At 62.0% G+C, this 13,166-nt stretch carries 9 protein-coding genes; 7 read left to right on the top strand and 2 right to left on the bottom strand.

Annotation, left to right across the window (positions count from 1 at the left end):
* The first annotated feature begins 203 nt into the window (after window positions 1-203).
* The 7 genes from QM659_RS10690 to QM659_RS10660 all read left to right on the top strand — a co-directional run bounded on the left by QM659_RS10690 (window position 204) and on the right by QM659_RS10660 (window position 8,972).
* Window positions 204-2,939: a bifunctional acetate--CoA ligase family protein/GNAT family N-acetyltransferase gene (locus QM659_RS10690; RefSeq protein ID WP_415188417.1), complete on the top strand. Its 2,736-nt coding sequence runs from the start codon at window positions 204-206 to the stop codon at window positions 2,937-2,939.
* 129 nt (window positions 2,940-3,068) lie between these two features.
* Window positions 3,069-3,470, top strand: coding sequence for a DUF2946 family protein (locus QM659_RS10685; RefSeq protein WP_415188416.1), 402 nt, complete (start codon window positions 3,069-3,071; stop codon window positions 3,468-3,470).
* 69 nt (window positions 3,471-3,539) lie between these two features.
* Complete coding sequence (locus QM659_RS10680) at window positions 3,540-5,756, top strand: TonB-dependent receptor plug domain-containing protein (protein ID WP_415188415.1); 2,217 nt, start codon at window positions 3,540-3,542, stop codon at window positions 5,754-5,756.
* Between the two features lie 247 nt (window positions 5,757-6,003).
* Window positions 6,004-7,038: an N-acetyltransferase DgcN gene (gene dgcN, locus QM659_RS10675; RefSeq protein ID WP_415188414.1), complete on the top strand. Its 1,035-nt coding sequence runs from the start codon at window positions 6,004-6,006 to the stop codon at window positions 7,036-7,038.
* A 3-nt stretch (window positions 7,039-7,041) separates the two neighbouring features.
* The gene (gene dgcA, locus QM659_RS10670; protein WP_415188413.1) at window positions 7,042-8,034 is read left to right on the top strand and encodes an N-acetyl-D-Glu racemase DgcA; all 993 of its coding nucleotides are present in this window, start codon (window positions 7,042-7,044) and stop codon (window positions 8,032-8,034) included.
* A gap of 360 nt (window positions 8,035-8,394) precedes the next feature.
* Window positions 8,395-8,685, top strand: a complete 291-nt coding sequence (locus QM659_RS10665; RefSeq protein WP_415188412.1) for a hypothetical protein — start codon at window positions 8,395-8,397, stop codon at window positions 8,683-8,685.
* Window positions 8,686-8,753: 68 nt separating this feature from the next.
* Window positions 8,754-8,972 carry a hypothetical protein gene (locus QM659_RS10660; protein WP_415188411.1) on the top strand — a complete coding sequence of 73 codons (219 nt, stop codon included), beginning with the start codon at window positions 8,754-8,756 and terminating at the stop codon, window positions 8,970-8,972.
* 26 nt (window positions 8,973-8,998) lie between these two features.
* Here QM659_RS10660 and QM659_RS10655 read toward each other — a convergent pair whose 3' ends face one another.
* Window positions 8,999-9,472: a hypothetical protein gene (locus QM659_RS10655; protein ID WP_415188410.1), complete on the bottom strand. Its 474-nt coding sequence runs from the start codon at window positions 9,470-9,472 to the stop codon at window positions 8,999-9,001.
* A 439-nt stretch (window positions 9,473-9,911) separates the two neighbouring features.
* Entirely contained in the window at window positions 9,912-13,076 is a 3,165-nt protein-coding gene (locus QM659_RS10650; protein WP_415188409.1) for a PAS domain S-box protein, read from the bottom strand.
* Between the last annotated feature and the right edge of the window lie 90 nt (window positions 13,077-13,166).

Genomic DNA, 13,166 nt, shown 5'->3' with positions numbered 1-13,166 from the left:
CGCGTGGGCAACTCCGGCGCCGCGCAACGTGTCCTTTACCGTCACGGCCTGCGCAAGCGAACGGGCCCCCGGCTCTGTTCGCGAGCATGCGCTGGCGGGCGGGCCTGATCGATGGCTGGGTTGTAGCGGGTTCCTTCGATGAATGCTCGCGGTTGCTCGGTCATGCCGTATATTTTTGACCGAGCCTCGACGGAGTGCCACTTATGACTATCCGCAACCTCGATCTTCTCTTCAATCCCACCAATGTCGTCCTCATCGGGGCCAGCGAGCGCCACGGATCCATAGGGAAGCATGTGGCCGAAAACCTGCTCAAGGGCGGCTTCAAGGGCGAAATCGCCTTCATCAATCCGAAACGCGACGAGATCCTCGGAAAGCCGTGCTTCAAATCGGTCGACAGGCTTCCTTTTACGCCGGGCCTTGCCGTCATCGCGACACCGCCCGAGACTGTGCCGGGCGTCGTGGACGAACTTGGCCGCAAGGGATGCCGCGCGGCGGTGGTTATCACGGCGGGCGTCTCGGGCGACCTGCGCAAGCGCATGCTTGAGGCCGCGCGGCCGCATCTCTTGCGCATCATCGGGCCGAATTGCCTCGGAATGCAGGTGCCGCGCCTCGGACTCGACGCAAGCTTCGCTCAGGTGCTCGGCAAGCCGGGCAGCGTGGCGCTCGTTTCGCAGTCGGGCGCGATCACGACCGCGATGCTCGACTGGGCTGCCGTCGAAGGCGTCGGGTTCAGCCATGTGGTTTCGATCGGCGACGCGGCGGACGTGGATCTGGGCGACATGCTCGATTATCTCGCGGGCGAAACGACGAGCCGCGCCGTGTTCCTTTATATCGAATCCGTTGGCGACGCGCGGAAGTTCATGTCGGCGGCCCGGCGATGCGCGCGCGTCAAGCCCGTGATCGCCATCAAGGCGGGACGCCATCCGGAAGGCGCGAAGGCAGCCGCATCGCATACCGGCGCGCTCGCTGGGTCTGACAACGTCTATGGCGCGGCGCTCCGGCGTGCGGGTGTGCTGCGCGTGACCGACCTCGACGCGATGTTCGACGCCGCCGAGATGCTCGCCTATGTGCCGGCGATGCCGGGCGACCGCGTGGCAGTCGTCACCAATGGCGGCGGCGCGGGCGTCCTCGCCGTGGACAGCCTGACCGATTTCCATGGCGCGCTGGCGCAACTGGCGCCCGAAACGGTCGATGCGCTGGACGCGGTGCTGCCGCCGACCTGGTCACACGGCAACCCCGTCGACATCATCGGCGATGCCGGGCCTGAACGCTACCGCGCGACCCTCGATGCCGTGCTCGCCGACCCGACCGCGGATGCCGTGCTCGTCATCAACTGCCCGACGGCTCTCGCCTCGTCGCTCGACGGCGCCAAGGCAGTCGTCGCGGCGGTGCAGGACATGCGCGCGAAGGGGAGGAACAAGCCCGTTATCGCCAATTGGCTTGCGCGCCAAGACGAAACCGGCATCCGCGACGCGTTCGCGGCGGCGAAAATCCCGTCTTATGAGACGCCCGTCGCCGCCGTTCGCGGCATGATGCACCTCGTCCATTACCGCCGGGCACAAACCGAACTGATGCAGACGCCGCCTGCCCTGCCGGAAAACCTCGTTTTCGACGCGGGCGCCGTCAGCGCCGAAATCGCGCAGGTGCTCGCTGAAAAGCGCGATCTGATGACGGAGCCGGAGGCGAAGGCCGTGCTTGCTGCCTACGGCATCCCGACAGTGCCGACGCGGGTCGCGCGGACGCCTGAAGAAGCGGGCGAGGCGGCGGCCGAGCTTCTGCGCCGTTCGCCTTCGGTCGTGGTAAAGATTTTGTCGCGCAACCTCTCTCACAAGTCCGACATCGGCGGAGTTCGTCTCGATCTCATGTCCGCCGAAGCGGTCGAAACCGCCACGCATCAGATGCTGACGGCCATCGGAGAGGCAAGGCCCGACGCGATCCTCGAAGGCGTGACCGTGCAGCCGATGGTGCGCCGCCCGAACGCCTACGAACTCATCCTCGGCATAACGACCGACCCGACCTTCGGCCCGGTGATCCTGTTCGGCGCCGGTGGAACGGGCGTCGAAGCCATCGGCGACACGGCCATGTCGCTGACGCCGCTCGACCTGAAGCTTGCGCGCGATCTCATCGCATCGACCCGCATTTACAAGCTTCTGAAAGGCTTCCGCGATCGTCCTCCGGTCGATCTCGACGGGCTGGCGCTGTGTCTCGTGAAGCTTTCGTCGCTTGCGGTGCAGCATCGCGCCATCCGCGAACTCGACATCAACCCGCTTTTGATCGACGCCAAGGGCATGATTGCGCTCGACGCCCGCATCAAGGTGGTCGACCCGGCTGAGCACAAGCCGGTGCCGTGCGCCATCCGCCCCTACCCCGTGCGGTGGGAAGCCCACGAAACGCTGCTTGACGGCTCGCCGGTCACGGTTCGCCCGATACGCCCGGACGACGAACATTTCTACCCCTCGTTCATGAGTCACGTGACGCCCGAGGATTTGCGCCTGCGCCTGTTCAGCCCGGTGCGGCAGTTCTCGCACCATTTTCTGGCCCGCCTCACGCAGATCGACTACGCGCGCGAGATGGCTTTCATCGCGGTGCGTCCGGCAGAAAACGGCGGGCCGTCCGAAATGCTGGGTGTGGCGCGCTTCTTCGCCGACCCGGATTACGAGAAAGGCGAATACGCCGTTCTGATCCGATCCGATCTCAAGGGGCGCGGGCTCGGCTGGGTACTGATGCGCCAACTCATCGGTTATGCGCGCGAGGAAGGGCTGAAGCAGCTTTACGGAAGCGTGTTGGAAGAAAATACGGGAATGCTCCAGATGTGCCAGGAATTAGGTTTTCATATCGCGAGAGACCCGGATGACGCCCGTGTTTTTGCCGTAACGCTGGATCTTTCATCGCCCGCCGTTGACGAAGTTTTGAAGACCTGGCAGCATCACGTGAAATAAATCTATTCTTATTCTAAGATTATGCTCAATGTGCGATATTCGGTCGCACATTGAGCATTGCCTTATTCCTTTGCACTGTAACTTCCGAAATCGATAACGTTTCCCCAGCGAATTGGGCACGGTGGGGACATGCGCTCAAGGCATTGGATTTGCTCGTTAGCCATTATCGGCGTGCTGCTGCATGCCGGTACGCTTGCGCGCCACCATCTCGTCGTCTTCGGCGAGACGGTTGCGGCGGCGGAAAGGCTGGCGGCTGCCGAGGCCTACGACGAACATGCGGTGTGTCGCTCCGGCGCTGAAGACGATAGCGCAGGCGAGCGGCAGGGAAACAAAGTGCCCGGCGCGCCAAAGTCTTGCCTCGTCTGTCTTGGCCTCGCGTTCGCGCACGCGCTGCCGCCCGCAGAAGCGCCTCCCTTCCCCCCGCCGCCTGCCTACGGCGCTGTTCTTCCGGCCATTCCCCTTCATGGTTCCCACGCGGCGGCGAACGTCCGGCTGCCGCAAAGTCGCGCTCCTCCCTCTCTGCAAGTCTGATTGCTCTGACGCGCATTCCGGCCGTGGGGGCCGCCGCGCGTGCGAATTCTTGCACTTGAGGGAATATCCATGTCGAAAGTCATCATCGCGGTGCTTGGCACCGCTGCCGCAGGGCTGTGCGCAGAGCAGGCCCTTGCACAATCGAGCGACCGCCCGTCCACCTTGCCGCCCGTCACGGTGAGCACCGAGAAGGCAAAGAAACCCGTAAAGAAGAAAGCAACGTCTTCGACTGAGGCTAACCGTGCGGCTGAGCCCGCGCCGCAAGACCTTCCCGAGCCGGAGCCGCAAACTCTCGCGAAGCCGCTGTCTGCGGCGGTGATTTCGGGCGCGGCCCTCACGGAAGCCCGCCCCGGCGAACGTGACGCGGCCGCGCTTCTGACGGCCGCGCCCGGCGTGGCAGTGGCAACGGGCGGCGGCGTCTCCAGCCTTCCCGCCATCAACGGCCTCGGCGACGAGCGCATCCGCACCGAACTCAACGGCATGCTCATCACGTCGGCCTGCGCGAACCGCATGAACCCGACGCTGTCCTATGTCGATCCATCGAGCATCGGCAAGGTGGAGGTCTACACGGCGCTTGCGCCGGTGAGCAAAGGCGGCGACTCGATCGGTGGCACGATCTCGGTCGAGCGCGCGCCCGCAAACTTCGCAACCGTTCCGGGCGAGGTGCTGACAGCGGCGACACTTTCGACATTCTACCGCAGCAATGGCGACGGCTTCGGCGGCTCGGCCCGCATCGAGGCGGCGACCCAGACCTTGAACGCCACGTATAACGGTGCGTGGAGCAAGTCGAACAACTACGAGCGGGGCGGCGGCGAGGAAGTCCGCTCCACCGAGTACGAGGCCGGCAACCACGCGCTCACGCTCACCGCGCGCGACGGCCGCGACCTCTACGTGCTCGAAGGCACCTACCAGAAGATTCCAGAGCAGGGCTTCGTGAACCAGTGGATGGACATGCTGGACAACGAAGGCTGGTCCGTGAAAGCGAGCGTCTTGCAGCATTACGGCTGGGGAACTCTCGATGCGCGCGCCTATTACCAGCACACCGACCATTACATGAATTTCCTTGCCGACAAGAACGGCGGGAAGGACGCCGGCCCCAACGAGGGCATGCCCATGTACACGCGCGGCGAAGACTTCGGCTATTCGGTGAAGGCCGAAATCCTGACCTCCCCGCGCGACAAGGTACGCATCGGCAACGAATTTCATGGCCAGACTCTCGACGACTGGTGGCCGCCGGTCGCGGGCAGCATGATGATGGGCCCAGACACCTACTGGAACATCAACGGCGGTGAACGAAACCGCGTCGGTACCTTCGCGGAATGGGAGCGCAAATGGACGCCATCGTGGAGCACTCTCCTCGGCGCTCGCAACGACATCGTCTGGATGGATACCGGCAACGTGCAGCCCTATAGCTGGACGTCGATGATGCAGAGTTCCGACATCGCCGCAGCGACGGCTTTCAATGCGCGCGACCACGCCCGTACCGACGTCAACTTCGACCTGACGGCGCTTGCCCGCTACGAGCCGAACACGTCGAGCACCTACGAATTCGGCTACGCTCGGAAGACCCGTTCGCCTAATCTCTACGAGCGCTACGCATGGGGCACGGGCATGATGTCGAGCATGATGGTCAACTGGTTCGGCGACGGCAACGGCTATGTCGGCAATCTCGATCTCAAGCCCGAGGTCGCCCACACGATCAGCGCTACGGCAGCCTGGCGCGCGGGTTCGGCCGGTGAGTACGAAGTCAAGGTCACGCCTTATTACTCCTACGTCGAGAACTTCATCGATGTGGACGACACCGGCAATATGATGTTCACGCAGCTTAAATTCGCCAACCACGATGCGGAACTCTACGGCGTGAACGTCTCCGGCAAGGCTCCGCTGTGGTCGAGCGAAAGCTATGGCCGCTTCGGCGTGAACGGACTCATCGGCTGGGTGGAAGGCGAGCGCACCGATGGCGTGAACCTCTATCGCATTCAGCCGCTCAACGCGAAGGCCGCGCTCACGCATAGCCTCGGCAACTGGTCGAACACGGCGGAACTGCAACTCGTCGCGGCGAAGGACAAGGTACAGTCCCTCCGCAACGAGCTTGAGACGCCGGGCTATGCGCTCCTGAACCTGCGCACGAGCTATCTCTGGGGCAATGTGCGCTTCGACCTCGCCGCCGAGAACGTGTTCGACAAGCTCTATTACCAGCCACTCGGCGGGGTGGACCTCGTGGACGGCGGCGCGGTGGCGGGCGTGGGCCGCTCGTTCAACGCATCCGTCACGGTGAAGTTCTAAGAAACGCGCCGTCGCGAAAATTGTAAGAACGCTCGATAAGCCGGGGCACCGTTCGGTGCTCCGGTTCTTTTTGACGGGCATGTCGAATGGCGCGCCTGCATTATCCGCGCCTTGAACGCTCGTGCGCGCGCACCAAGTGCTGCGAGACGACGGATCAAGCCCGGCGCACCCCGGCGCCTATCGTGCCGCTTGGCACTCATCGTACAAAAGGACTATGATCCCGCATCGAATTTTCTCAGGGGGCTCCATGCTCATTCGCCATCCCTATCTGCTTTTTCTGGGTGACGTTCCCGATCAGCTTTCTGCCAAGACCGCGCAAGGCATCGTGGACTGGCGACGCGACTGGTGCCTCGGCCAGCTCCGTCTTCCGGGCTGCAAGGCCGACACCGGCCTCCCCGACAAGACCATTCAGCAGGCGGCCGATGAGGGCGCCAGGACGCTGATCGTGGGCGTTGTGAACGCGGGCGGCGTGCTGCCGGATCACTGGATCGGCGTCATTCAGGAGGCGCTTGCGGCAGGGCTCGATGTGGCGAGCGGGCTGCATGTGCGGCTGTCGTCCATCCCGGCGATTGCGGATACCGCGCGCGAATGCGGCCGCGAGCTGTTCGATGTGCGCCATTCGGATCAGCGTTTCGCCGTCGGCAAGGGCACCAAGCGCTCGGGCATGCGGCTTCTCACTGTCGGAACCGATTGCTCGGTCGGCAAGAAATATGCCGCGCTGGCGCTCGAAAAGGAAATGCGCGCGCGGGGCTTCGACGCCGACTTCAAGGCGACGGGGCAGACGGGCGTCTTCATCTCGGGGCGCGGTGTCGCCATCGACGCGGTGGTCGCCGATTTCATTTCGGGCGCCGTGGAATGGATTTCGCCCGCCGCCGATATCAGCCATTGGGACTTGATCGAAGGGCAGGGTTCGCTGTTCCATCCGTCCTTTGCGGGCGTGTCGCTCGGCCTTTTGCACGGAGCGCAGGCCGATGCGTTCGTCGTCTGTCATGAGCCGACGCGGAGGACCATGCGCGGCGTCGCTCATCCGCTGCCGACGATCCGCGAGGTGATCGACATGACGGTTCGGCTCGGGGCGCTCACCAATCCCGGGATCCGGCCCATCGGCATTTCCGTCAACACGCAGGCGCTCGACGAAAAAACCGCGACCGAAACCCTCAAGCGGTTGCAGGACGAGCATTTCCTTCCGGCGACCGACCCGATCCGCTTCGGCGTCGGTCCTATCGTTGATCGTATCGCTGCGGACTTTCCGTTGACACGCGGCGCGGTCAAGGTCAGCTGAGCGATGCGCAGGCTCTCCGTCGCCATCGAAAGCTGGCCCATCGCGGGGGCGTTCACGATCTCACGCGGCAGTCGCACGGAAGCGCGCGTCGTGGTCGCCATCGTCGAGGACGGCGGCGTGCATGGGCGGGGCGAATGCGTGCCTTATCCGCGCTACGGCGAAACCGTCGAGGGCGTCGCCGCGAAAATCGAAAGCCTCGGCGAAGCGATCGCGGGCGGGGTGACACGAGCGGAGCTTCTGACCCTGCTCCCGGGCGGTGCGGCGCGAAACGCGCTCGACTGTGCGCTGTGGGATCTGGAAGCGAAGCTTGCGGGCAAGCGTGTCTGGGATCTTGCGGGCATTGCCGCGCCTCAACCCGCCACCACCGCCTATACGCTGAGCCTCGGCGATCCTGCCTCGATGGAGGAGGCTGCGCGCGCGGCCGGACACCGCCCGCTTCTCAAGGTCAAGCTCGGTGGAGCGGGTGACGCGGAGCGCATCGCCGCCGTTCGCAGAGGCGCGCCGGACGCCGCGCTTATCGCGGATGCCAACGAGGCATGGAACGACGCGGTGTTCGCGGAAAATCTGGCGGCCTGCCGCGCCGCCGCAGTCTCGCTCGTGGAGCAGCCGCTTCCGGCCGGAGCGGACGCCCGCCTCGCCGATGTCGCGGACGAAGAGCGGGGCTCCATCCGTTTCTGCGCCGACGAAAGTATCCACACAGCCGCGGACCTCGGCCAGATCGCGACGCGATATCAGGCGATCAACATCAAGCTGGACAAGACGGGCGGGCTTACCGCTGCGCTGGAACTCAAGCGTGAGGCGCTCGGGCTGGGACTGTCAATCATGGTCGGCTGCATGGTCGGCACGTCGCTTGCGATGGCGCCCGCGCTGTTGCTCGCCAACGGCGCCGACTATGTGGACCTCGATGGCCCGCTGCTACTGGCGCGGGATCGCGACCCCGGCCTTGCCTTTGAAGGCAGCGTCATCGGCGCACTGCCTTCCGCTCTCTGGGGGTAGCGGCGCCTTCGGGGTAGGGGCGCGGACGCCCCCTTGCCGGGCGCTCTCGCTGCGGCGGTCTGCCGCGCCGCCCAAGCATGCGGCGAATTGCTTCATACCTCTTGATTCAAAACTAACCGCGGCCTCGGATTGAACGTGCCGAAGGGCCGGGAAGCCTTCAAATTATCCGCACCAGCGGAGCGAATTTGACATTTGAGTTCCGGTTCCCGCGAATTCTCGCTCAAATGTCGAATTCAAAGCTCCCTTAAAATCAAGGTGTTGCTGTGCCAGGCGGTTATCGTGACGAGCCCAAGCCGGTCGGATCGGCCTCCTGGAAAGCAGGTGCGAGGTGTCATGCGTTCCGTTTGTCTGAAAGCTGCCATGCTGTCGGCCGCGCTGAGTCTTTCTGCCGGCTGTCCTGCCAATGCCGAGGAAGAACGTGACAGCTATCTTCCTCCAAAGGAACTCGTTGCGAAGGCAACACCAGCACCCGTGAAGAAAGTCGATGGCGCAGCTGTTGCCACAATTGAAAGGCGCGCCAGAACTACCGCGCGGCAGCAAAAAAGATACTTGAATCGCCCTCAAAAACGCGTGGTAAGGGTTGGTAAGGGTGGATATGCAAAACGATACGTTGTATACGATTTTCCGATGCAATCCTTTGGCGCATATTAGTTAGAGACTTTCAGTCAGGCACCGTCGCTTTGGTTTGTGAACCGAAAGCGCATTTTGAGGAGTCGATAATGTCTTTTCTGAAGGTGAAGCAATACTTATCCCGTTTTTGGAAGAAGTACGTAGTGGCCGAGGATCCTGACGAAGCTGAACGCATGCGTCAGAAGCGCATCGGCAATATCATGCTGGATGTAATCGCGCGCGAGTCCATGCTCAAATGGGAAAGAGAACGGTTCAATGAAGTCACAAAGAAGCAACCCGATAGCAAGAGATCATCTCTCATGCTTTGACCGGATCGCCTTCTTTTTCAGGGTGTTCAGCCTTCCAGAACCTCATAAACGGCGGGCGCCTTGGCAGATCCCGTCCGGGTCGTGCGGATGAAGTTCTTCTTTTCGAGAGACTGAAGAACGGAATGAAGCGATCCCAGAGGAATCTTGGCTGCGCTGGCAAGGGAAGCGGCACGCATTTCGACTTCGTTGTTTTCGTTCTTGCGGCTACGGAGCGTTTTCAAAACCGCGGCCTGACGCTCGCTCAATTCCGAGATCACATCGCTGGTGCCCGCTTCCACGTGACTGGCGGACGAACGCCTCGGCTCCGCTTTTGCTTCGGCGCGCACCGGGGATTCGGCTGAAGTCTTGCCGCTTTCCTTCGCGGCATAGTCACGCGCGCGCTCTTCGTCAAAGAAGGTCGCTACGACTTCCAGTTTTCTCTGATCGCCAGCTTCGACCGCCACCACTGCATAGCTGCCGTCGTCGAATGCGACCGTCTTGAACGTACCACCAATTGCCATGACTTTCCTCATTTGCCCGTCTACTTGCCCTCTTCACTACCATTGCCGATAGTGCCAAGAAGGGGCGATGCCGCTTGAGCATTCCCGTATACATTTCTGAAATCGCACGCACACTAACCCGAAATTGGTTTCAAATCTGTTCGTGTAGCCTTCACTGGCCAGGGGTTTGCTGGCGGTTCTTTTGATCCCGGCATTTGCTCGCAAGCGTGCTGCAAACGGATGCACATGGCGGAATCGGACCACCAGTCTGGCGATCTGACGGACAGTTCGTTTCGGATCAAAGAAAATGAGGGGCATACATCATAATGGCCCGAATTTGTCCGTGAGGAAGCGGACCCGTTTCAAGCAACGGAATGTGATCACGAAGTTATCCATCTTGATCGGAGACAAGAGCCAGAAGTCTCTGTTTGAAAGTCAGCTTCCATCTTTCTGACATCAATCAGATCACTGGCCACGGGCTATCTTCACGCATGAGGCGGAGCAACTCGGTCTTGAGAATGTCCGGTCGCAGCGGCTTCACAAGCGCGGGCACACCATGGAACGCCAGCGGAAGCTGATCGAGCGAATATCCCGATACGATCACGAACGGAATGCCGCGGCGATTGAGTTCGAGCGCGACGGCTTCTGATGTTTCCGCTCCGAGATTGATATCGAGCACAGCGGCGCTGAAACGGAATTCCTTCAGAATTTCCAGAGCTTGTGCCACGCTGCGCGCCGGCCCCAGAACGTCGAACTGCGCTTCCCTCAGCGACTGCACGATTTCGAGGGCGACGAGCGCTTCGTCCTCCACGACAAGAACGTATCTGCGCCCCGACTGCGGCCCCGTCGGCAGAGGTTTGGCTGGAACGGAAGCTGCTGATCGTCCCTCCACCACGTTCTTCAGCGGGCATTGCAGGCGCCAGATCACACCGGTCGGCTCGAAGTCAAACTGAACCTGCGCATCGAGGCTCATTTCGGTCATCGGCCCGAGAACGGTGGAGCCGAAACCTTCATTGGCTCGACTGTTAACGCGCGGTCCATGCGCCTCGCGCCATTCCAGTTCGAAGCTGTCGGGATCGTCACACGCGTTGTGCCGTGCTGACCAGCTGACGTGGATCGTGCCCTCGCCTGAAGAGAGCGCGCCATATTTGCCCGCGTTCGTCGCGAGTTCATGCAAAGCCATTCCGAGCGTCTGAGCCGCCGAAGCCGAAATGAACAGCGGCGGACCGTCGAGCGAGATCCTCTGTCCAATGGCGTCGAGAAAATGCGCAAGCTGAGAGCGGATCAGTTCCGCGAGAACGACGCCTTTCCACTCCGATTTGACAAGCAGATCCTGCGCGGCGGCAAGGGCGCGCACGCGCTCCTCGAAGCGCTCAAGAAAGTCTTCGGCGTTGGTGGATACGGTTTGCCGCGCGATAGCCTGAACGAGGGCGAGCATATTCTTGGATCGATGGTTCACTTCCCTCAGCAGAAGCTGCACTTCTTCCTCATGCCGCTTCCGCTCGGTGATGTCGCGAATTGTGCCGGTAAAAAAGCGCTTGCCGGCAAAATGCCATTCCGCGATGGCCGTATCGGCTGTGAAGACGGTGCCATCCTTCCGCCTGTGCATGAGTTCGCGGCCGGTACCCATTATCATCGCTTTGCCGGTTTTCAGATAATTGGCAATGTAGGAATTGTGGAGTGCGAGGTTCTGCTCGGGCATCAGAACTCCTATATTCTGGCCGGCGAGTTCTTCTTCGCTGTAGCCGAAGATGCGTTCTCCGGACGGATTGATCGACTGGATCAGCCCCGCATCGTCAATGACGATGATTGCATCGACGGCCGTGTCCACGATCGCGCGCAGACGTTCTTCGCTCTCCTTCCGTGCATCGTCAGCACGACAGCGTTCCAGAAAGTCCGTGGCCTGGCGAACGAAAAGAGCGAGGCGCTGAAAATCCTGTTCCGAAAGATCGTGCGGCTGCGAAAATTGCGTGGACAGCACGCCCAGAACCGTGCCGTCCCGCACCACGAGGGGACAGAATTGTGTCGCCCGGAAGCCCAGGATCTTGGCTACCTCCTGGTACTGTGGGCCCTGGAGGCGGGGATCGGTTTCGATATCCCTGATGGTGAGCGTTTCACCGCTTCGTATAGTGTCGGCGAGAACGGGATAGTCGTCGATCCTGGTTTCATGGAAGGCGCTGACGATTGCCTCGTCATAGCCGCGGACGGCCGCGATGCGGATAATGGCGCGCTCGGCGTCGTAGAGCTGGATCACACCGCGATCCGCTCCCAGAAGCTCGATGGCCGCGCCGAGCACCTCATCGAGCCCGCTTGCCAGATCCCGCGCGCGCCAGAGCCTCGAACTCGCGTCATTGAGGCGGCGAAGCGCCTCCGCGTCGCGCGCCAGCGTCGCTTCGCTGTCGCGCAGGGCTTTTTCCGCAAGCTTCCATTGCGTGCAGTCGAAAAACGCTCCCACAGCGCCCCTAATCTCTCCCTGCTCGTCGAAGAGTGGCAAGGCGTTGCCATAAATGAAACGCGAGCTGCCATCGGCATAGTGAAGTTCTACATCCTCGCCAAAAAAGGAGCGCCCGGTCTTGGCTGCCCAATGAAGCGGAAAATCGCCCCTCTCGATGAGGCGTCCGTCCTTCAATGCGCTGACGAGGCGTGGCATTCCTTCAACCGTAACCTTCGCAGGCATCCCAAGGATGTCCTGCGCCATGCGATTGAGGCTGAGGCGCGAGCAGGCGCGGTCTTCTCCAAAAATCACGCCAGCCGGGACCGCTTCAAGCACAGCTTCGAGATCGTGCCGCCTGAGCCGCTCCCGCCGCTCGCTCTCGCGCAGCGCCTCTTCGGCCTGCTTGCGTTTCGTTATGTCCGTCGCGAGGACTATTGCGAAGCGCGCTCCGCCTCCGCCCTCGTCGGGCAGCAGGGAAACGATCTTGTGGGTCCAGACCGGCTGGCCGCTTTTGTGCACATAGCGGCCTTCAACGTCGATGAACGAGATTTCGCCCGCCTGAAGTGCCCGAGCGAGTTCGGACTGCTCCGCGAAATCGTCGGGATGGAACAGCTCGGAAAAATGCTTCTCGCGAAGCTCGCTCTCCGAATATCCGACCAGCTTGCTGTAAGCGGGATTGCATTCGAGAATATGGCCATCGGGTCCGGTGATGGCGATTCCGGCGAGCGAATACTTATAGATGCTGCGGAACCGGCTTTCCCAGAGGGCACGGTCCATTTCGGCCCGCCTCTGCTCCGTCACGTCGATCAGCGTGCCGATGGAGAGCGCCACCTTGCCCGTCGCCTGATTGACGGGACCGAGCGATTGCCCCCTGTCCAGAAGCCAGCGCACCTCCCCGCCCGGACGCACGATGCGGAATTCGTTGTGATACCGTCCCACCGTTCGCACAATGGCCTTCGCGGCCCGATGAATGCGCTCGCGGTCTTCCGGGTGGATGCAGGGGAGCACGCTGTCCATGCACGCCTTGCTATCCTCGGGAATGCCGAGGAGGCGCCGCATATAGCCGGACCAACGCACCTTTTCGTTGTCGATGTCGTATTCGTAAATGCCAAATCCGGCCGCTTCGCTGGCGAGCTCAAAGCAATGAAGAGCACCTTCCAGCGCAGAGAGGCCTGTTCTTTTGTCGCTCATTCCGTTCATTTCACTTGATGAGCCTGCCGTCTTTTTCAGGCTCGCGCGTCGAGGGACGCTGTCGAAATATCAATGATCAAGCTATCCCAA

Source organism: Rhodomicrobium sp. (genome assembly GCF_047605405.1).
GTDB classification, from domain to species: domain Bacteria; phylum Pseudomonadota; class Alphaproteobacteria; order Rhizobiales; family Rhodomicrobiaceae; genus Rhodomicrobium; species Rhodomicrobium lacus.
Note: the sequence above shows the minus strand (reverse complement) of the source record. Positions and strands in the feature narration are given on the sequence as shown.